The organism is Paracoccus xiamenensis, from assembly GCF_011308835.1.
In the GTDB taxonomy this organism is placed as follows: domain Bacteria; phylum Pseudomonadota; class Alphaproteobacteria; order Rhodobacterales; family Rhodobacteraceae; genus Paracoccus; species Paracoccus xiamenensis.
Genome location: NZ_JAAOHY010000002.1, coordinates 250,029 through 271,467, shown reverse-complemented (window position 1 = coordinate 271,467; position 21,439 = coordinate 250,029). Strand labels below are relative to the sequence as shown.

Here is a 21,439-nt window from a genome sequence, read left to right as displayed (position 1 = left end):
CTATTCGTCGCACTCGCCAACCCGCCAAACCGGTCCCCGCACGGATAGAGCGGATGGATAGTGGGGAGCTTATTCAGCTTCTGCGCCAGAATGTGTGGCTGATCCTGTTGGTGGTGGCGGCGGTCATGGCCGGGACGGCTTGGTACTTGTCCCGCGAAACGCCCGTCTACACAGGCGAAGCGGCCATGGCGCTGACCAATTCCGAGGTCCGCATCAGTCAGGTCGACACCCAGATGGAGGTCTATGACCTGACCCGCGCCAGGGTCGAGACGGAACTGGACCGCCTGCGCTCACGCAACTTCGCCGAGGAAGTCGCCGAGTCGCTGAACCTTTACGGCAATACCGAATTCATGCCGCTGACCGAAGACGGCCCACCGTTGGACAGCATTGAACGGGCGCGGGCGGTGGTCGACAAGGTGCTGGGGTCCTACAGCCTGCAACGCACCGGCGAAAGCCTGGTGATTTCGATCATGGCCGAGGCAGAGCAGCCCCAGCTGGCTGCCGATATCGCCAATGGGGTGGTGAACAGCTTCATCTCGCTTTCGGCGGCCCAGCAGGTCACCGATCTGGAAAAATCCATCGGATACCTGCGCCGCCAGATCGAGACCACCGGCGAGCAGTTGACCCTGGAACAGATGCAGATGGCGGATTTCATCCGCGAGAATGTGCTGGACGACACCGAACTGCCCGAACGCCTGCGCCGCGAACGCAGCCACATGACCTCGGTTCTGGCGGTGATGGACGGCCGCAATCAGAACGACCCCGCCGAACGCGCCCGGCTGGAGGAAAACCTTGAGGCGGTCGAGGACCAGCTGGCCGCGCGCACCCGCAACGAAATGCAGCTGAGCCGGATGGAACGCAGCGTCGACCTGATGAGCACGCGCTATCAGACCATGGTCGAGCGTTTGAACCAGCTGGAACCACAGCGCGACCAGATCCAGCCCGACGCCCGTCAGGTCACCGTGGCCGAAGTGCCGTACGAGCCCTCTTGGCCCAATATCCCGACCACGCTGGCGCTGGCGCTGCCGGCCGGGCTGATGCTGGGCTTCATCCTTGCGCTGCTGCGCAGCAGCGTGAACCGGCAGATCTGGACCGGCGCGCAGGCCACGCATGTCAGCCAGCTGCCCAACCTTGGCAACCTGCCCCGCATCAAGGGCCGTGGTGTGCTGGGGCGGCGCCACGCGCCCGCCTGGACGCTGCGCCGCTTTCCCCGCTCCGAATATTCCGAGGCCATCCGCGCGCTGGTGACGATCTGGTCCAGCCAGGGCGCGCGCGACAAAGGACACAGGGTGGCCATGGTGACCTCGGCCCTGCCGCATGAGGGAAAATCGACGGTGGCAACCTCGCTGGCCTCGGTCGCGGCGCTTGACGGGATGCGCGTATTGCTGCTGGACTTTGACCCCCATCGCGCCGGTGCCAGCCGGATGATCGACGAGAAGATGAAAAGCAACTCGCTGATAAAGCTGAACGATGGCAGCCTGCCCGTGGCCGAGGCGACGACGCCGGTGCCCGACTACAACAATTTCGACGTGTTGCGCATCGACCGTGACAGCCGCCTGACGCCCCGCGCCATCGACGATTTCGCCGACAATGTGCTGCCCCAGCTGACTGCAACATACGACCTTATCGTCATCGACACCCCGCCGGTGCTGGGCGTGTCGGACGCTGCGCGCGTGGGCGCGCTGGCGGATAAAACGCTGATCGTGGTGCGGTCCGGCAAGACGCCCGAGCGCGCCTTGCAGAACTGCGTCGAGCGGCTGGAAGATAGCGGCATCCATCTGTCCGGCACCGTCATCAACGATATCCAACCCCGCCGCTACCGCCAGATGAACCTGGGGGGCAGCTATGGGTATTACTGATCCCGGTCGTGCCGGGCTGCTGGCGCTGATGGTGCTGGCCGCCGGCGCAGTCAGCCCGGCCGCACCCCAATCCAGTCAGGATCAGGCCTTTCCGGGTGCCATCGGTTACGGGGCAGGCGCGACCGGCTGGCGCGGGGGCGCACTGATCGCGGTCACCAATCTGGACGATGCCGGCCCCGGCAGCCTGCGCGCCTGCGTCGAGGCCGAGGGCCCGCGCCTGTGCATCTTCCGCGTGTCGGGCACGATCCGTCTGGACGCCCCGCTGATGGCGCAATCGAACCTGTACATCGCCGGACAGACCGCGCCCGGCAAGGGCATCCAGCTGCGCATGAACAACGCCACGCATGGCCCGCTGATCGTCAAGGACGCCCATGATGTCGTGGTCCGTTTCCTCAAGCTGCGTCCCGGCGGCGGCGAGGTGGAGACCCCGAATATCGACGCCCTGACGGTCGAGAACGCCTCGAACCTGTATTTCGGCAACCTGTCATTGATGTTCGCCACGGACGAGACCTTCAACATTCACGTCGCGGGCGGGCGGGCGGTCGATATCACGCTGACCGACAGCATCCTGGCCTACAGCCTGGACCGCGCCAACCACCCGAAGGGACGGCACTCAAAGGGGGCGTTGATCTGTTCGGGCGACGGGACCGGCAATGAATGCGGCCGCGTCAGCCTGCTGCGCAACTATTTCGCCCATCACCGCGACCGTAACCCGGACATCAAGGCCACCGCTGGCCTGCCGGTCGAAGTCATCAACAACATCTTCTACAACCCGATCAGCCAGTTCGGCGAGTTCTACGATCTGCTGGGCGACACCCGGATCGCGTATGTCGGCAATGTGGCGCTGACCGGGCCATCGACGGTCGAAAAGGTCGACGCCTCGGTCCAGGCTTACGACTGGACCGAGGGCAATGACCTGAGCATCTGGGCGCAGGATAATCTGGCACGCGACTGCGCAGGCAAGGAAGTGCTGGCCATTCTGGATCCTGAGGCCGCGCAGCTGGAAGCCTCGGCGCCGATGTCGCTGACGATGACCCCGCTGGCGGCGACTGAACTGATGCCGCTGCTGCGGCCACGCGTCGGCGACGTGTTGCCGGGCGGCGGCCATCGCGACCGGTTGGACCGCAAGGTGCTGGCCGAGCTGGACGACTGCAAGGGTCAGGTGATCGACCGCGCACGCGACGCTGGCGGCTGGCCCAAACTCGACCCGGTTGAGCCGCCCGTTGATACCGACGGCGACCTGCTGCCGGACGAATGGGAGGCGGGGCGGCCCGGGCTGGACCCGACCCGCCCGGATGATCCATGGCAGCCCGACAGTCAGGGGATGGCTGCGGTGGAAACCTGGCTCGCGCAGCTGGCGGGGGACGCATGACGGCCCGGCGGCGCGGGGGTCATATCGCCCAGGTCTGCGCACTGGCTGTAGGCTGCTGGCTGGCGCTTGCCAGCATGGCCCCGGCGCAAGAACCCTATCGCCTGCATGCGCAGGACCGGCTGCTGATCCGGGTGATGACCTGGGATTTCCGCCAGAACAGCATGACCGGATGGGAGGGGCTGTCAGGCGAATACACCATCAGCCCCGAAGGCAACCTTCACCTGCCGCTGGCGGGCGTGCTGTCTGCCAAGGGGCTGACCCAGGAAGAACTGGCCGATGCCATTTCGGACCTGCTGCGGGGTCGCGCCGGTCTGGATGAACCGCCGCAACTGTCGATCGAACTTGCCGCAAGCCTTCCTGTTTTCGTGCTGGGGGCGGTGGAGGCACGCGGCGCGGTCCCGTTCCACCCCGGCCTGACCGCGCGGCAGGCGCTGGCGCTGGCGGGCGGGATCTTCCGCGCCCCCCAAAGTGCTGACATCGTGCGCGGCATCATGCTGTCCGGCGAGGCGACCGAGGCCGCCGACCGCCTGCAATCGCTGCGCGCCGAGGAAGAACGCATCCGCGCCGAACTGGAGGCGCTGAGCCTTGGCGATGTCGCGCCTGACCCATCGGGACCGGATGCCGATGTGCAAACCCGCCTGCAAGCCGCCGAACGTCACGCCCGGCAAGTGCGGCTGGACAGCTATCAGGACCTTCAGACGGTGCTGCAGCAGCGCTCTGACCGGCTGGCGCAGCAGATCGCCCTGCGGGATCAGCAGATCGCCAACACGCGCAAGGAACTGGAAGACATCACCAGCCTGAATGAGCGGGGGCTGACCGTGAACGCCCGCGTCACCGCGCTGACGACAGCGCTAAGCGATCTGGAATCCAGACGCCTTGATCTGGAAATCGCGCAGCTTCTGCTGGACGAACAACTGAATCAGGCGCAGCGCGACAGCAGCACCATCACCACTGACGCGGTGGCCGAGCGGCTGCTGCGCCTGACCGCGCTGGAATCCGAAATTTCCGCAGCCGAGATCCGCGAACGCAGCGCCCGCGCGCAGTTCACCGCGATGATGGACGCTTCGGGCACGCGCAGCAGCGAAGCACCGTCCGAGGCGGACCTGCAATTCCTGCTGACCCGCGACGGCACCCGCACGCAGGTTCAACCCGACACGGTGCTTGCCCCCGGCGACACGCTGGACATCGCCACCCCCACGGTCACGGAGGCCTCGGAATGACAATGACAGACAAACGCCGCCTGCCCGATTTCATCATTGCCGGCGCGGCGAAGTCGGCGACGACCTGGCTGCAGAACTCGTTGCAACAATCGCCGTCGATCCGCATGCCCGATCACGAGCCGCATTTCTTCTCTCGCCGCTATGATGAGGGGCTGGAGGCCTATCTGGACGAACTCGGCCCCGCCCCCGAAGGCGTGTTGCTGGGCGAAAAGTCCAACAGCTACCTGACCCAGCCCGAGGCCGCCGCCCGCATTCAAACCCATGTCCCGGATGTGCGTCTGGTTTTCCAGCTGCGCGATCCGGTGGCACGCGCCTATTCCGATTACTGCATGCTGCTGCGCCGGGGCGAAGTTGATGCCGACATCGCCCGCCATCTGGATCCCGAACGTGCCGCCGCCGGGCGCTTTCTAAGCGATGGCTGCTATGGTGAACATCTGGCCCGCTTTTACGCACTGTTTCCGGCAGAGCAGATCCTGGTGCTCCGCTATGAGGACATTCTGCGCGATCCACAGGGCCAGGTTGCCCGACTGGCCAGCCACCTGGGGTTGAAGGGCGATCTGGCCCCACCTCTGCAAGAACGGGTCAAGGACGCCAAAGCCACCGCCGTTCCGCGCCAGCTGCGTCGCATTCTGGCACCGCTGCGCCCGGTGCTTGACCCCATCCGCCACACCGCGCCGATCGCCGGGTTGCGTGGGCTGGTCGCCCGACAGCACCGCTATCCGGTTTTCGACCCGAAGCTGAAAGCACAGCTTTCGGCATTCTTCGCCCCGCAGGTTGAACGCCTTTCGGCACTTTCGGGCGAGAATTTCGACATCTGGCAACAACCCCGACAGTAGCAGTCAAGTATATTCCGCACCGATTAGTCTGATAAGCGATTCGGCGCCGAAGAACGCCGCAATCGAAATCTGCATAAACTTGCATCAATAATCTTGCCGCGGAGAGTTTTTCTCCATTCATTCTTCCTTGGGTTGCGCAAAGCGTAATTAAACAACCGTTCATTACGCCAATTAATCCGGCGATAATGGGGCTATATGCCACTTTGATGTATGCGTTGGCATATCAACGCCCATAAGTGGTATTTTCCCAACCCATTCGAATTGACGGGGTTCAACCCCAATAGACATGACATGATAGGGGCGGGGAGACATTATTTAAGTTGAACAGATCACTCGCACACGTTCCGCGAGTGAAGTGGGTATGTGGTATGCAGACGAACATCCAGCAACTTCTGCGGCGTGGAAATGCCGCGACTCCTAGGCTCCGCTTCAACAAGTCCGAATTGCGCGCAAATCGCAAAATGGTCACCGCCGATGCTCTGGCAGTGGTGATCGCGGCAGTTGTCTCGGTCATCCTCGCCTCTGGTTCCTATTTCAGTGCCGTCGAACGCGCGGTGATTCTGCCTTTCGTGGCATTATCGCTTCTGGTCACAATGCCGATTCTACTGGGATGCGGTTTTTATCGCCGCCATCGGCATTCCTCGACCATGCCGGGCTTGCTGACGTTGATTCCGGGTGCCGTCATGTCCGTGACGGTGGTCCTTGTGCTGGCGCGCGGTACGGGCTGGATGCACCAGTTGCCGCTGACAACCTTCCCGATCATGCTGATCTGCATGCTGCTGCAATTCGCCGGCATCCGCGTCATAGCCCGCACGCGGGAATTGATGCGCAACCGCCCCGTGGCGGGGACGGTTTCTGACGGTATGCCGGTGGTGCTGGTCGGGCTGGACGCAACCAGCGACCTGTTCATTCGCGCCTCGCATCTGGGTCAGTCGAAATACCGGGTCATGGGGATCATCGACGATTCACTGGACAGCGCGAATCTGCTGTTTCACAGCGTCCCGATCCTGGGTTCGGTTCGCGATCCGCAGGCGGTGATCGCCCGGCTGATGGCGGGCGGCCAGCTGCCGCGCAGGCTGCTGCTGACCAAGACCGTGACCCATTTCGACCGCGATGGCATCGACACCCTGTCGCGTTGGGCCGAGGCGCAGGGCATCAAGGTGCGCGCGCTTCCCAACCTGGCCGAAGGCAGCGCCGCCCCGGCCATTCCCGCCAACATCGACCCCGAAGACGTTCTGACCCGTCCGCAGAAAACGGTCGAGCTGCAGCTGCTGCGCGACACCTATCGCGGCCAGAAGGTGCTGGTGACCGGGGCCGGCGGCTCTATCGGCAGCGAGCTTGTGCGTCAGCTCGCCTCGCTGGACCCCGCCGAGATCGTGCTGATCGAGAATTGCGAGCTGAACGCCTATCAGGTTGACCGCCTTCTGGCCCGCCACTTCCCGCAAGTGCCGCGCAAGCTGCATCTGTGCTGTATCCGCGACCGCGTCCACTTGCAGGCCATCTTCGAGGAACACCGCCCCGATATGGTCTTCAACGCCGCTGCGCTGAAGCACGTCCCGCTGGTCGAAGCCAATCCCTGCGAGGGCGTGCTGACCAATGTGATCGGCACCCGCAATGTCTGCGATGCCGCCCGCGAGGTTGGTGTGCGCGCCTTCGTTCAGGTCTCGACCGACAAGGCCGTCAACACCACCAATGTGATGGGCGCGACCAAGCGCGTGGCCGAATTCTACTGCCAGGCGCAGGACCTGATCACCCGCGATCTTGGCTGTGATACGCGCTTCTTCGCGGTGCGCTTTGGCAATGTCCTCGGCTCGTCGGGGTCGCTGATTCCGCTGTTCCAGGAACAAATTGCCCGTGGCGGCCCGCTGACCGTCACCCACCCGGACATGGAACGCTATTTCATGACCATCCGCGAGGCGGTCGAGCTGACGCTGGTCGCTGCCGCACAAGGCTTGCGCGCCCGCGACGACAACGGCCGCATCTATGTGCTGGACATGGGCAAGCCGGTCCGCATCCTCGATCTGGCCGAACGCATGATCTCGCTGGCGGGCAAGGTTCCGGGCAAGGACATCATGATCGAATTCGTCGGCATCCGCCCCGGCGAAAAACTGTTTGAGGAACTGTTCGACCGCAACGAGGTCGTGGAACCGGCAGGCTTTGCCGGGGTCAGTTGCGCGGTGCCCTATCCCGTGCCCATCTCGCGGCTTCGGGCGACGATCCTGCAACTGGAACGCGCGGCACGTGCGGGCGATGCGCTGCAGGTGCGGCGCGGACTGGCCGATCTGGTTCCCGGCTTTGGCGGTGACAGGGGCGAAGGGGCGGTGCGCAACTTCCCGACGACCCGCAGCAGCCGGCCCATCCGACCAGCACCGGTCGAGATCGCCGCGCCCGAACCGAAGATGGGAAAGGCCTTCGCATGACCCACCCCGCCCGCTCTGGCCTGTCCGGTGCGGGCGGCCTTGCGCAGGGGCAATCGCGGCTGACGGTGCTGGTCGTCGCGGGCCTCGCTTGGTCGCTTGTGAACTTCCGGCTGGACCTGATGCGTCGCATGCTGGCCAATGGCCACCGTGTCCTTGCGGCCGCCCCCGATTTCGACGCCGAAACCGAAGCCGCGCTGCGCGACGCCGGGATCGAGCCGGTGGCGGTGCCGATGAACCGCACCGGGCTCAACCCGACGGAGGATCTGAAGACTCTGCGCGCGTTGCGGCACCTGATCCGCACGCGGCGGCCCGACGTGATCCTGCCCTATACGATGAAGCCGATCGTCTGGGGCTCGCTGGCTGCGCGACTGGAAGGGCATCAGCGCTGCTATCCGCTGTTCACCGGGCTTGGATATGCATTCTCGGACCCGGATCCCCGTGGCAAGCGCCGGCTGGTTCGCCGCATCGCCATTGGCCTGCATCGGCACGCGCTGCGGGATATCCGGCTGGGCTTCTATTATAACGCGGCCGAACTGCACGACCTGCGCCGCTTTCGCATGATCCCCGAACAGGCGCGCATGGTCGCCATCCCCGGATCGGGTGCAGATACCGACCGCTTCGCGCCGCAGCCGATGCCGGCCGGCACCCCGGTGTTTCTGTTCATCGCCCGCATGCTGCGCAGTAAGGGGCTGGAGGATCTGCTGACCGCCACCCGCGCCTTGCGCTTCGAGGGCCGCGAGTTCCGGGTCGAGCTTCTGGGCCCCACCGACAGCAACCCCGACGCCATCGGTGAAGACACGCTGCGCCAATGGCACGCCGCCGGCGACGTGATCTGGCACGGTGCCACGCGCGACGTGCGCCCCTTTCTTGCGAACAGCCATGTCCTTGTCCTGCCCACCCGCCTGCGCGAGGGCGTGCCGCGCACCATACTGGAAGCCATGGCAAGCGCGCGGCCCGTCATCACAACCGACGCCCCCGGCTGCGGCGAAACCGTTGGCGATGGCGAAGGCGGCTTCGTGGTACCGATGGGCGATACCGTCGCACTGGCGGCCGCGATGCGCCGCTTTCTGGACGATCCGACGCTTGCCGCCCGCATGGGCCAGCAGGCACGCGCACGGGTTTGCCGCAACAATGATGTTCACCTGGTCAACCGCATGCTGTTGACCGAAATGGGGCTGGAGCCGGGCGGCAATCAGCCGCCGCAGGCGACCTCGGCGGATGCCGACATGCGTTCGGAAAATCCGGGTTGGACACATGCCGCCGCCCCGGAAAAGGAGGCTATCTCATGAAAACGATCCTGATCGCGGGCGGGTTGGACAGCATGCCCGCCGAAGAGACCAGCACCATTTCCAAGGCAATGGTCGACATTGGCGGCCGCCCCCTGATGACCCGGCTGATGGATGTGTACAGCCATTTCGGCTATAGCGACTTCATCGTTGCCGCCGGCCACCAGTCCGTCGCGATCAAGCAGTTCTTCGCCAATTATCACCTGATGGCCAATGATGTCCGCGTCGCCATCGACACCGGCAAGATCGACCTGCACCCGACCCATGGCGCCGGCTGGACGGTCAGCGTGGTTGATACCGGGCTTTATACCAGCAACAGCGCCCGGCTGTGCCTGTTGCGCAAATGGATCGGGGCAGAGCCCTTCATGGTCGCCTATGCCGACAGTCTGGCAAATCTGGATGTGCAGGAGATGCTGGATTTCCACACCAGCCACGGCAAGCTGGCCACCATCGTTGCCGTCCGCCCGCCCGCCCGCGCCGGCAGTCTGGAGCTGCTGGACACGCGCGTTACCGCCTTTACCAGCGACGTGCGGCGCAGCGACACCTGGATCAATGGCGGCTTTCTGATCTTCGAACCGGCGATCTTCGATTATCTCATCGACGAGCAGATCCCGCTGGAGGCTGGCCCGCTGGCGCAGCTGGCCCAGGACGGCGAACTGATGGCCTATCGCCATCATGGCTACTGGCAGCCCATGGACACGGTCGGCGACCGCAAGCGCCTGGCCCGGCATTGCACCGCCGAGCCGCCGCCCTGGCTACGCTTTGAACCGCGGCGGCTGCCGGCGGCGCCACCTCGCGCGGCGGAATAAGAAAGTTCGGTGCTGCGATGACGGATAGGGACATGTAAGCGATGAAAATCCTGATGATCCAGGGCGGCTTCGGCGCCGGTGGGGCGGAAAAGATGATGTGTTCATTGGCGGCTCACCGCACAGAGCTCGGCGATGATGTCCATGTGGCGGCGATGACCATGCCCGCGGCGGGATCCTTTTTCGATTATCCCGCGCAGGTCCACCTGCATGTACTGGACCGCCCGGCGCCAAGGCTTCCAGCCTCGTTTCTGCAACCGCGCCGGGGTCTGGCGGTCCGTCGGCTGATCGCCGAACTTCGGCCCGACCTGATCGTCAGCTTCCTGACCAAGGTGAACTGCCTGACCTTGCTGGCCGCGACCGGAACCGGCATTCCGGTCATCGTGTCGGAACGAAACAACCCCTCGGCCCAGTCGCCCCGCTTCTGGCGCCGGGCGCAGAACACGCTGATCCCGCGCGCTGCCGGGATTGCCATGCAGACCCATGCCGCCGCCATGGATCTGCCACCAGCGCAGGCCGCACGCGCCCATGTGGTCCCCAATCATTGCGATCCGGTCCCTTTTACCCCTGCGCCGCCCGCGGATCATTGCCGCTTCGTCGCTGTGGGCCGGCTGGACGCGCAGAAGGGCTTCGACCTGCTGCTGGAGGCCTTCGCGCGCCTGCCCGCCGATCTACCCGCCACGCTCGACATCTTCGGCAAGGGGCAGGAACGCGACAACCTGCAAGCCCAAATCAGGGCGCTTGGCCTGACGGGCCGCGCGCGGCTGGCGGGGCTGGTTCCCTCGGCTTCCGACTGGCTTGGGGCCGGGGATGTGGCCGTGGTCAGTTCGCGCTACGAAGGCTTCTGCAATGTCGTGGCCGAGGCGACCTGTTCCGGCATGCCGATCATCTCGTTCGATTGCCCTTACGGCCCGTCCGAGATGGTCCGGCATGAACAGAACGGGCTTCTGGTGCCCAATGGCGATGTCGCGGGGCTGGCAAAGGCAATGGAACGGCTGGCGCGAGACCGGGAATTGCGCAACGAACTGGCCGGGGCGGCGTGGATCATGGCAGACCGTCTGGACACGGGCCGGATCATGGCCCAATGGGACGCGCTTATCGCGGAATCGTTGGGTGATACACGCGCGGCGCGGCGCCCTCAGCCCGCCGACAGTACGTTGTCCAGCTGATCGAGCGAGGTGATGACCGCCTGCGCGGCATGGGCCGCATCGGGGGCAGAGCCGTCATGGACGCGGCCAGGGCGCAGGATCTGCACCGTCAACCAGCCCATCCGGTTCGGGGTCACGAAATCCTTTGCGGCGTTATCCGCGACATAGACGCAGCGCCGCCCGCCTGCTGCATCGGCAATCGCCAGATAAGCGCGGGGATGCGGCTTGCCGAAGCCCTGCCCCCATTGCCCGGTCGGGATGATCTGGTCGCAGAATTGCGCCAGCCCCAAGGCCGCGATCTTGGCCCGCTGGGTGCGTTCGGGCCCGTCCGTAATCAGTCCGAAACCGCCGCGCAGAACATAGCGCGCGGCATCCGCGCACAGCGCGATATGCGGGCTGTGATCACGGTAAATCGCGACCAGCTCGGCGATGGGCAGGCTCAGGTGGTGGCGACGCAGCGCCTCGTCGAAGATGGTGGCGCGGTGGGGGCCGTCGAACAGCATTCGGCAGGTCGCCGCAAAGCCTCCGACCCCGTGCTGATCGCGGATATGATCGCCAACCGCCTCGAAACCGCTGAAGGCGAAGTCACGCTCTAGATAAAGCGTGTCGTCGAGGTCAAAGACGATGCGATCAGCCTGTGAAGACGGCATCGTCGTAACGCAGCATGGTGACACCGTCGCGCCAGTCATCGCTGGCCCCCGAAGGTCGCCCCGCCAGTTCGGCCATCAGCCAGTCGGCGAAATGCGCGCCCGCGTGATGAGCCAGCGGATAGCCGCCCCCGAAACGTGCATTGATTTCGATGATCCGAGGCCCGCGCGCGGCGTCGTCAATGACCTGAAAACACAACACCCCGCGCGCCTGCGGCAGGGCGCGGACGATGCCCTCCGCCAGTGCCCGCAGGTCGGCGCGGCGGGTGGTGCGACCCTTTTCGACCTCTCCGGCGCGGGTCTGGATGCGCAGATGAGGGACCACCGTCTGCAACTGCCCGGCGCGGTCGACGAAAATGTTGACGGTATATTCCGGCCCTTTCAGCACAGGCTGGAACATCATCGGTTCGGGGAAGCTGTCGGGCAGAACGGCGAAGCTGTCATAGCTGCCCAAGCCACGGCTGGCGCTGCCGCCGACCGGCTTGCCGAAGACCGGCCAACCCAGCCGGTCGGGTTCTGCGCGCAGTTCCGCCTCGGAACAGGTATCGGGCACTGGCAGATCGGCCGCCGCCAGCACCTCCATCGTGCGGGTCTTGTCGCGGACCACGGCGATGACCTCGGGCGGCGAGACATGCACATATGCCCCCGCCGCCGCCAGCCGGGGCGCGGCCTCGGCATAGGCCATCAACTCGGTGTCGATGGTCGGTACGATCAGCCGAATGCCGTTCGCGCGCACGATGTCCTCGATCCGGTCGATGAAATCGGGCGCGGTGCAGCGCGGCACCTGATGGGCATGGTCTGCCAGCATGCAGCCCGAGGACAGTTCAGGCTGCATATCGCAGCCATGGACCACGGCCCCCGCGTCGCGGAAGGCGCGCACCAGCGCGCCCCGCCGACCGGCCGAGGAAACCAGTACGGGCGTCACGCGCTGACCCCATAGTATTCGCGATACCAGTCGACATAGGCCTTGGCACCCTCGCGGACCGAGGTTTGCGGTGCATAACCGGTCAACCGCCGCAAAAGTGCGGTATCGGCCCAGGTTGCAGGCACATCGCCCGGCTGCATTGGCATCATCTGCTTGATCGCCTGCCGGTTAGACGCGGCCTCGATCGCGGCGATGAATTCCAGCAGCGGGACCGAATCGCCATTGCCGATATTGACCGCCCGGAAGGGCGCGACCGGCGACAGGCTGTCGCCTTCGACGATCTGGTCGGGGCTGTCGGGACGTTGCGGGGCGGCATCGACCAGCAGCCTGATGGCACGCACCAGATCGCCCACATAGGTGAAATCGCGCCGCATGTCGCCATGGTTGAAGACCTTGATCGGCCGCCCTTCCATGATCGCGCTGGTGAACAGATAGGGCGCCATATCCGGCCGCCCCCAGGGCCCGTAAACGGTAAAGAAGCGGAACATCGTTATCGGGACGCCAAACAGATGGGCATAGCTGTGGGCCATCGCCTCGTTCGACTTCTTGGTCGCCGCATAGAAGGACATCTGGGTGTCGACCTTGTCCGTCTCTCGGTAAGGCATATCGGTATTGGCGCCGTAAACCGAACTGGTCGAGGCCATCAGCAGATGCTTGGGCGGATGGGCACGGGCGGCCTCCAGCAATTCGAACGAACCCAGCAGGTTCGCCTCGACATAGGCGCGGGGGTTGTCGATGGAATAGCGCACGCCCGCCTGCGCAGCCAGATGCACCGCCGCGTCAGGCTTGTGCGTGGCAAACAGATCCATCAGCAGGCCCGGATCTTCGACCTTGCCCCGGATGGCATGATACCCGGACCGAGAGGTCAGCCGCGCCTCGCGCGCAGCCTTCAACCCGGGGTCGTAATAGTCGTTATGACTGTCGAGGCCGATAACCTCGTGCCCTTCATCCAGCAGCAACCCTGCCAGATGAGAGCCAATGAACCCGGCCGCACCGGTAACCAGAACCCGCATCAGTCAACCCTTCAACTTCCAATGCCCCCGCGATAGCAGCCTGCGCCGGATTGGCAAGCGCTGCACACCCCTTCCACACCAAGGCCTCGGCGCGGAGCCCGGCTGTCGATCTGCCCGGGCGACCGACCGCGGCACCGGCAGCCCGGCCACTTTGCAAAGATCAATCTGGATTAGAAATCCGCCCAAGAACTCGCCCCGGATTAAACGCGAATCGGGTTGCGCGACGCAGCCCTGATCGACAGTATCTCCCAAGTCTTACGATATCTCATCGCCATGTTGGTTATTTATTGTAGAGTTTTTAGGTGCCTGTGTTGGCAGGAATCGGGACTGGTGCATGTGTAACGTTTCTGATGATCCCGAATCTGCTCGGTCGCTGCGGTCGCGGATGTCGCGCAACCTCAGCTGGACCTTTGCCAGTCAGCTGTTCATGTCAGTTGCCGCCCTGGCAACGCTGTTCATCACCGCCCGCGCACTTGGACCGGCCGGCCTTGGGACCGTTGCACTGGTTGAGTCCTTCGTTCGCATCGTCGACCTGATTCTGCGGCTGGAGCCGTGGCAGGCCGTTATCCGCTTTGCCATTCAGGCCCAGCACCGCGGCGACACACCAGCCTTCCTGCGACTGATAAAGCTGTCGGTGCTGATTGACGCAGCCGGCGGGGTGCTGGCCGGGGCCGTCTGCGTGATCCTCGCACCTCTCGTCACCCCGTTGATCGGACTGCCGGAAGGGGTTGGCACGCAATATATCTGGCTGATGGCCTTCGGGCTGTTCTTTTCCTTCCGTCCCACCGCAACAGCGGTGCTACGCATTTTTGACCGCTTCGACCGCCTTGCATGGGTCGACATGATTTCTGCAACGGTGCGGCTGCTGCTCAGCCTTGTCGCCTGGCTGGCGGGCTTGGGGATCTGGGCCTTCATCGCGATCTTGCTGGTACAAAGCCTGCTGGACGGGCTGCTGGCCTTCGCCATCGCCCTGCACGAGCTGCGCCGGCGCGGCCATGGCGACGCATTGCGGGCACCGGGACTGGTCGCGCTGCGGGAAAATCCCGGCTTCCTGCGCTTTCTCTGGAACTCGAATTTCAATGTTATCCTGCGCCAATCGGCCAACCGCTTTGACGTGCTGATCCTTGGCGCGATGATGAACCCTGCGGCGGTCGGCATCTATCAACTGGGCAAGCGGGTAATGAATCGCGTCACCAAGCTGGCCGCGCCGGTGCGCCAGACCATCTATCCCGAACTCGCCCGGCTGTGGGAAAAGCGCAATCTCCGCCAGTTCAACCGGCTGATCCTGATCGTCTCGGTCGCGATCCTGGCGCTGCAATTGGTGATTGCCGTGCCGATCATGCTGAACATGGAATCCGTGATCGCCCTTGTCTTCGGCCCCGCCTTTGCCGGCGCCGGGACGGTGATGAACATCCTGCTGCTGTCCGCGATCATCTTTGCATCGGGCGTGGCGCTGAACCCGGCACTTCTGGCGATGGGTCAGGACCGGATGCTGGTCCGCGTCACCGTGCTGTCGACGATCCTGTTCGCGCTGACCTTCCTGCCCTTCATCCATTTCTGGGGGGTCGAGGGCGCCGCCGCCAGCAACCTGATTTTCAACCTGACCTGGACAATTGGCTGCACCCTGGCCTTCCGCCGGGCGCGCGGGGCCTAAACCGGGATCACGCTGCGCGGCTTCAGATCCTCCAGCACGACATTGGTCTGGGCGCTTTCAATGGCAGGCAGGCGGAACAGGAAGTCATCCAGAAAGCGGCGATAGGCCGCCATGTCGGCGCACAGAACCCGCAAATGATAATCATACTGCCCGGTGGTCGAATAACACTCTACCACCTCGGGCCGGGTGGTCAGATCGGCCATCACCTTCTGCACCGCGCCGCGATCATGCCGCGCCAGCCGAACATGGACAATCGCGTGAAAGCCCAGCCCCGCCCGGTCAGCGTCGATCACCGCACCATAGCCGGCGATCACGCCCGCCTCCTCCAGCATGCGCACCCGCCGCCAGCAGGCCGAAGCCGACATGCCGACCTTTTCCGCCAGTTGGGCATTGGACAGGCGGCAATCCTGCTGCAAGGCGCGCATGATTGCACGGTCGCCGCTGCTCAGCTGAATTTCATTCGACATTGCCAGCATCCTCGAACAAATTTTTCACCATTTGGCGAAATCCCTACCAACTCTGGCCAGATTCACCAAGCGATTCGGCATATCCTGACCCTAGCCACCGGGAGGAGCCGCCATGCTGGATCAATCGCATCCGCACAGCTACGCATTGGAAGATCGCTATGATGCCGAGGACGGCCGGGTTTTCATGACCGGCACCCAGGCATTGGTGCGGATCATGCTGGATCAGGCGCGCCGCGACCGGGCAGCAGGGCTGAACACCGCCGGCTTCGTTTCCGGTTATCGCGGGTCGCCGCTCGGTGCCGTGGATCAGGAAATGTGGCGGGCCAAGAAGCGGCTGGCCGCGCAGGACATCACCTTCCTTCCCGCCGTGAACGAGGATCTGGGCGCGACGGCCGTCCTGGGTTCGCAACAGGCCATCCTTGACCCCGATGCCCGGGTCGAGGGCGTCTTCGCCATGTGGTACGGCAAAGGGCCGGGCGTCGACCGGTCGGGCGACGCGCTGCGCCACGGCAACGCTTACGGCAGCGCACCCAAGGGCGGCGTGCTGGTGGTGGCGGGCGACGATCACGGCTGCGTGTCCTCGTCGATGCCGCACCAGTCGGACGTGGCCTTCATGACCTGGTTCATGCCGGTGCTGAACCCGGCCTCGGTCGGGGAATACCTGGCCTTCGGCGAATACGGCATCGCGCTGTCGCGCTTTTCCGGCACCTGGGTCGGCTTCAAGGCGATTTCTGAAACCGTCGAATCCGGTGCCTCGGTCGAATTGCCGAAGGATCGCAGCTTCACCATTCCGCCCTTCGATCCGCCGCCCGGCGGGCTGCATATCCGCCCCGCCGACCTGCCCAGTCCCGAAATCGAAACCCGCCTGACCCACAAGCTGCGCGCGGTCGAGGCTTTCGTCGAAGCCAACCCGATCGACCACCGCATCTATGACATCAAGGATGCCAGCTTCGGCATCGTGACCACCGGCAAGGGCCATCTCGACCTGATGGAGGCCCTGCGCCTGCTGGGTCTGGACGAGGCCGCCTGCCGCCGCCTTGGCATCGACATCTACAAAGTCGGCATGGTCTGGCCGCTGGCGCGCCGCGACGCGCTGCGTTTCATGCGCCACAAGGCCGAGGTGCTGGTGGTCGAGGAAAAGCGCGGCATCATCGAAAGCCAGTTCAAGGAACATTTTTATGACTGGCCGGGCGACAAGCCGCAGGCCATGGTCGGCAAGCATGACGAAACCGGCGCCCCCCTGATCCCCTTCTCGGGCGAGCTGTCGCCGCGCCTGCTTGCCCCCATTTTGGCCGCCCGGCTGGACCGCCACTTTCCGGGCGAACACCTGCCCGCGCGCGCCGCCGAGTTGGCCGCGGTGCCAGATCTGACGATGAATGTCGCCGGTGCCACGCGCACGCCCTATTTCTGCTCGGGCTGCCCGCACAACACCTCGACCAAGCTGCCGGATGGGTCGATGGCGGCCTCGGGGATCGGCTGTCACGTCATGGCCAGCTGGATGAACCGCGAAACCGTGGGCTACGCCCAAATGGGTGGCGAGGGCGTGCCGTGGATCGCGCGGCAGGCCTATAATGGCGGCAAGCATATCTTCCAGAACCTCGGCGAGGGGACCTGGTATCACTCTGGCTCGCTGGCGATCCGTCAATCGGTGGCGGCAAATGCCAATATCACATACAAGATCTTGTATAACGATGCCGTGGCCATGACCGGCGGCCAGCCCGTCGACGGGCCGGTCAGCGCCTCGGGCATCGCCCAGACCTGCCGGGCCGAGGGCGTGACCCGGATCGCCGTCGTCAGCGACATGCCCGACAAGTTCGATCGCGGGGATTTCCCCGCAGGCACCACTTTCGACCATCGCGACCGGCTGGACGCGGTGCAGCGCGAGCTGCGCGAGATCGCCGGCGTCACGGTACTAATTTATGAACAGACCTGCGCGACCGAAAAGCGCCGCCGCCGCAAGCGCGGGCTGATGGAGGATCCGGCCAAGGCGGTGGTCATCAACGAACGCGTTTGCGAGGGCTGCGGCGATTGTTCCATCGCCTCGAACTGCCTGTCGGTCGAGCCGCTGGAAACCCCCTTTGGCCGCAAGCGGCAGATCAACCAGAACAGCTGCAACAAGGATTTCTCCTGCCTTGGCGGCTTCTGCCCCAGCTTCGTCACTATTGAAGGCGCGGCACGCAAGAAACCCAAGGCCGCCGATCTGGACGTGGCGGCGCTGCTGGACGGCGTGGCGCTGCCAGATCTGCCGTCGCTGTCGGAACCCTTCGACCTGCTGGTCGGCGGCGTCGGCGGCACCGGCGTCGTCACGGTCGGCGCGCTGATCACCATGGCCGCGCATCTGGAAGGCAAGGGTGCCAGCGTGCTGGATTTCACCGGCTTCGCCCAAAAATTCGGCACCGTTCTGGGCTATGTCCGGCTGGCGCAGAGCCCCGATCAGATCAACCAGCTGCGGATCGAAAACGGCGCCGCCGATGCGGTGATCGGCTGTGACGTGGTGGTCGCCTCGGCGCCAAAGGCATCGGCACTGTATCGGCGGGGGACGCGGGTCGTACTGAATTTGGCCGAGATGCCGACCGGCGATCTGGTCCTGAACCGCGACGCCGATCTGCGCGTGGATGCCCGCGTTGGGGCCATTGGCCGTGCCGTCGGGACCGACAACCTGATGGCGCTGGATGCCAACCGGATCGCACAGCGCCTGCTGGGCGACAGCGTGTTCGCCAATGTGCTGCTGCTGGGCTATGCTTGGCAGGCCGGGCTGGTCCCCGTCGGGTTAGAGGCATTGCAGCAGGCAATCCGCCTGAACGGCACCGCGATTGAGGCCAATCAGCGCGCCTTCGATCTGGGCCGCGTGCTGGCGGTCGCCCCAGAACGGCTGCCCCTGACCGAACCACCCGCGCCGGTGGAAACCACCGCCGCCCTGCTGGACCGCTTTTCGACCGAGCTGACGGCCTATCAGGATGCAGACTATGCCGCCCGTTTCCGCGCCCAGATCGTCGATTTTGCCTCTGCCCTGCCCGATTTGCCCCCGGCGGAACGCGAGGTCCTGACCAGCACGGCCGCGCGTTCGCTGTTCAGGCTGATGGCATACAAGGACGAATACGAGGTCGCCCGCCTGCTGAGCGCGACGGGTTTTCGCGACAAGTTGGCCGCCGAATGGGAAGGCGGCCGCGTCGTCTATCACCTCGCCCCGCCGTTCCTGCCGGCGCGAAAGGATGCGCGCGGGCGTCCGGTCAAGCGCAGCTTCGGTGCCTGGCTGACGCCGATGTTGCGCATCCTGGCGCGCGGCAAGGCATTGCGCGGCACCGCCTTCGACCCCTTTGGCCGAATGGCAGAACGCCGCGAGGAGCGCGAGCTGATCACTTGGTTCGAAAACATCCTGACCGCACTTCCTGCGCTGATCGCCAAGGCAGGCAGCGCGCCAGCCCCGGACATCCTGGCCGCGCCGCAACAGATGCGCGGTTACGGCCCGGTCAAGCACGCCGCCATCGCCAAATACCGCGATCAGGCCGATGCGGCACTTGCGGCGATGAAGGTGCAGCGCGCCGCGGCCTGACCGCCCGGCCCCCAGTACTTCAGGCTTTCTCGGTCTGGTCTTGCGCGGCCCCGGCTTCCGGGGCCGCGCGGCGTTCGATAAGCAAGGCAGAGATATCGTCGACCTGCTTGCCGCCGCTATAGGCCAGGACCGACCACACCATCGCCTCGACCAGACCCAGCCCCTGCGTGGCCCGGTTGGTCTGAAGGATCGCGCCAAGACCTTCGACGCCCAGCATCCGGCCAGACGCATCCGCGGCGTCCCAGATCCCATCAGAAGCGATCAGCAACCTGTCACCCGGCGCCAGCACCAGCGAGATTTCGTCATATTCGGCACCTTCGATCACGCCGACGGGCAGGCCGCCATCGCCGATCTGTTCGACGCTGCCGTCCGCACGTTGGACCATCGGATGCGGATGTCCCGCCTGCACCATCCGCACTTCGCCGGTCAGTTGGTCGACAACGGCGTAGACCATGGTGAAATAGGTGTCGACGCGCAGATCGGCCAGCATCAGGTGGTTAAGATAGCGCGCCAGAACCGCCGGAGAGCGCGATTCGTACAGCCCGAATTCATTGATGAACAGGGCGGCGTTCTGATCGAGCGAGGCCGAGAATTGCGTGGCCAGCCGCGCCGTCAGCAATGCCGCCGCGACCCCGTGGCCGGAAACGTCGATGGCGAATACCCCGAAGCGTCGGGCGTTGATGGCGAAACTGCCCGTCAGGTCACCCCCGACATGTCCCGCGGGACGCAACAGGTTCGACACGGTGAAATCCCCGAAACTGGCGTGCCGTTCGCCGATCAGCCCCTGTTGCAGGCGCCGCGCCTCGTCCAGGTCGCGATCCATGGCCACCTGCGCGCTGCGCAGCGCGGCCAGCGTTTCCGACAGCCGCGCATTGACGCTGCGCGCTTCATCCTGAAGTCGCAGGATCCGCTCGCCCGCGCGCAGCCGCGCCAGCAGTTCCGCCGCCGAGGTCGGCTTGGTCAGGAAATCATCAGCCCCGCTTTCCAGTCCAAAGGCGACATCGGCCGGTTCGTCCTTTGATGTCAGCAGCAGGAAATAGATATAGCGCCCGTCGCGATCCTCGCGCAGCTGCTGACACAGTTCCGGCCCCGACATGCCCCGCATCACCCAGTCCGACAGGATCACGTCCGGCCGCCGCGTGCGGCAGAAGGCCAGGGCCGTATCGCCGCAATCGGCCTCGGCCACTTCGTATCCGGCGCGGGTCAGGTGGACGGCCAGCATTGCCCGTTGCGCCCGGCTGTCATCGACCAGCAGCACAAGCCTTCGGCGGGTGGCCGAAGGCGCGGAGGCAGTGGCGAGGCGATTCCCGAATGACATGCACAGGGCTTAGCGCAAAATCCCTAATCATCCATGAAGGCGTATAAAATTGCGCAAATAGAAACGGGTCGCGCCATCCGGCAGCGACCCGCGAGATCTACGGAGATGGTCCGGTTAGGGATCGAAGATCCGTCCGTCCCAGTCAGGGTTTATCACCCTGGGGTTTGCCCTCAGGCCGCGGCCCCCCTGACTGTCCCAATACCTCTCTCCAATATCACTCTCGACACTGGACCACCTCCTTTCGATATGTTGCCACGTAAGGAAAGGGTGCCACAGGTTCAGGATAAGTCAACTTAAAATGCTGGGCGTTGACGCAAGATATTGCGGATAATGATGCGGAAGGGCACCAGTGCCAGCAATGCCAGCACCATTTTCATCACCCAATCAGCCGTCGCCAGCGATGCCCAAAGCGGTGCATTCGGGCCAAAGCCCAGCAAAGGCAGGCTTTCGTTTGCCCAGGCGACATCATCGGCCGGGCTGATAAAGCTTAGCTGCGACGCGAAGGCGATCGAGAAGAAAAGTGCCGTATCCAGGGCCGAGCCGAAGAAGGACGACAGCAGCGGCGCCTTCCACCAGCCACCGTTGTTGCGCAGCGCGTTGAAGACGGTGATGTCCAGCAGCTGCGCCAGCAGGAAGGCCGCGCCCGAGGCGATGGCGATGCGCAGCGTGGTCTTGTCCATTCCGGCCGCGACCAGCGAACAGGCAACGCCGACGACAAAGCCCGCCAGCACGACGCGACGCGCGGCGGAAGCACCGTAAACGCGGTTCATCACGTCGGTGACCAGGAACGCAAAGGGGTAGCTGATCGCCCCCCAGGTCAGCCACGCGCCGAGATGGTATTGAACGAGAATATTCGAGGCCACCACGATGATGGCCATGGCGATAACGCCAGGTAGGAAGCGGGTCATAGAGACT

16 protein-coding genes are annotated in these 21,439 nt (G+C 64.7%); 10 read left to right on the top strand and 6 right to left on the bottom strand.

Translation table 11 applies throughout. The features are described from left to right. Positions 1-53: 53 nt before the first annotated feature. From G7044_RS08100 to G7044_RS08065, 8 genes are all read left to right on the top strand, one after another. Positions 54-1,859, top strand: coding sequence for a GumC family protein (locus tag G7044_RS08100; RefSeq protein ID WP_166327889.1), 1,806 nt, complete (start codon positions 54-56; stop codon positions 1,857-1,859). Then, a complete protein-coding gene (locus tag G7044_RS08095) occupies positions 1,846-3,231 on the top strand; it encodes a pectate lyase family protein (protein ID WP_166327888.1) in 1,386 nt (461 codons plus the stop codon). Before G7044_RS08100 ends, G7044_RS08095 begins: the two co-directional genes overlap by 14 nt. Then, positions 3,228-4,451, top strand: coding sequence for a polysaccharide biosynthesis/export family protein (locus G7044_RS08090; RefSeq protein ID WP_166327887.1), 1,224 nt, complete (start codon positions 3,228-3,230; stop codon positions 4,449-4,451). Before G7044_RS08095 ends, G7044_RS08090 begins: the two co-directional genes overlap by 4 nt. A 2-nt stretch (positions 4,452-4,453) precedes the next feature. Further along, positions 4,454-5,287 (top strand): sulfotransferase family protein, encoded by an 834-nt coding sequence (locus G7044_RS08085; protein WP_166327886.1) that lies wholly within the window; start codon positions 4,454-4,456, stop codon positions 5,285-5,287. A 368-nt stretch (positions 5,288-5,655) separates the two neighbouring features. Next, positions 5,656-7,707: a polysaccharide biosynthesis protein gene (locus G7044_RS08080; RefSeq protein ID WP_166327885.1), complete on the top strand. Its 2,052-nt coding sequence runs from the start codon at positions 5,656-5,658 to the stop codon at positions 7,705-7,707. After that, entirely contained in the window at positions 7,704-8,996 is a 1,293-nt protein-coding gene (locus G7044_RS08075; protein ID WP_166327884.1) for a glycosyltransferase family 4 protein, read from the top strand. The genes G7044_RS08080 and G7044_RS08075 overlap by 4 nt, the downstream gene beginning before the upstream one ends. Continuing rightward, the gene (locus G7044_RS08070) at positions 8,993-9,802 is read left to right on the top strand and encodes a glycosyltransferase family protein (protein WP_207630225.1); all 810 of its coding nucleotides are present in this window, start codon (positions 8,993-8,995) and stop codon (positions 9,800-9,802) included. The genes G7044_RS08075 and G7044_RS08070 overlap by 4 nt, the downstream gene beginning before the upstream one ends. 41 nt (positions 9,803-9,843) lie before the next feature. Continuing rightward, positions 9,844-10,968, top strand: a complete 1,125-nt coding sequence (locus G7044_RS08065; protein ID WP_166327883.1) for a glycosyltransferase family 4 protein — start codon at positions 9,844-9,846, stop codon at positions 10,966-10,968. Here the strand turns inward: G7044_RS08065 and G7044_RS08060 are convergent. Genes G7044_RS08060 through G7044_RS08050 form a run of 3 tightly spaced genes read right to left on the bottom strand, consistent with a single transcriptional unit; the run spans position 10,938 to position 13,535 of the window. Next, positions 10,938-11,597 carry an HAD family hydrolase gene (locus tag G7044_RS08060; RefSeq protein WP_166327882.1) on the bottom strand — a complete coding sequence of 220 codons (660 nt, stop codon included), beginning with the start codon at positions 11,595-11,597 and terminating at the stop codon, positions 10,938-10,940. The genes G7044_RS08065 and G7044_RS08060 overlap by 31 nt on opposite strands. Further along, positions 11,578-12,519, bottom strand: coding sequence for an ATP-grasp domain-containing protein (locus tag G7044_RS08055; RefSeq protein WP_328803831.1), 942 nt, complete (start codon positions 12,517-12,519; stop codon positions 11,578-11,580). Before G7044_RS08055 ends, G7044_RS08060 begins: the two co-directional genes overlap by 20 nt. Further along, positions 12,516-13,535, bottom strand: coding sequence for an NAD-dependent epimerase/dehydratase family protein (locus G7044_RS08050; protein ID WP_166327976.1), 1,020 nt, complete (start codon positions 13,533-13,535; stop codon positions 12,516-12,518). The genes G7044_RS08055 and G7044_RS08050 overlap by 4 nt, the downstream gene beginning before the upstream one ends. A gap of 331 nt (positions 13,536-13,866) precedes the next feature. On the opposite strand from G7044_RS08050, the gene G7044_RS08045 reads away from it, so the two are divergent. Beyond that, a complete protein-coding gene (locus G7044_RS08045; protein ID WP_166327881.1) occupies positions 13,867-15,186 on the top strand; it encodes a lipopolysaccharide biosynthesis protein in 1,320 nt (439 codons plus the stop codon). On the opposite strand, the gene G7044_RS08040 is transcribed toward G7044_RS08045, so the two are convergent. Then, entirely contained in the window at positions 15,183-15,653 is a 471-nt protein-coding gene (locus G7044_RS08040) for an Lrp/AsnC family transcriptional regulator (protein ID WP_166327880.1), read from the bottom strand. The genes G7044_RS08045 and G7044_RS08040 overlap by 4 nt on opposite strands. Before the next feature lie 112 nt (positions 15,654-15,765). On the opposite strand from G7044_RS08040, the gene G7044_RS08035 reads away from it, so the two are divergent. Continuing rightward, positions 15,766-19,206: an indolepyruvate ferredoxin oxidoreductase family protein gene (locus G7044_RS08035; RefSeq protein ID WP_166327879.1), complete on the top strand. Its 3,441-nt coding sequence runs from the start codon at positions 15,766-15,768 to the stop codon at positions 19,204-19,206. A gap of 19 nt (positions 19,207-19,225) precedes the next feature. Here the strand turns inward: G7044_RS08035 and G7044_RS08030 are convergent, their stop codons facing one another. Further along, positions 19,226-20,524, bottom strand: a complete 1,299-nt coding sequence (locus G7044_RS08030; RefSeq protein ID WP_166327878.1) for a PP2C family protein-serine/threonine phosphatase — start codon at positions 20,522-20,524, stop codon at positions 19,226-19,228. A gap of 293 nt (positions 20,525-20,817) precedes the next feature. Beyond that, on the bottom strand, positions 20,818-21,432 hold the full coding sequence (locus G7044_RS08025) for a queuosine precursor transporter (RefSeq protein WP_166327877.1): 615 nt from the start codon (positions 21,430-21,432) through the stop codon (positions 20,818-20,820). Positions 21,433-21,439 lie beyond the last annotated feature (7 nt).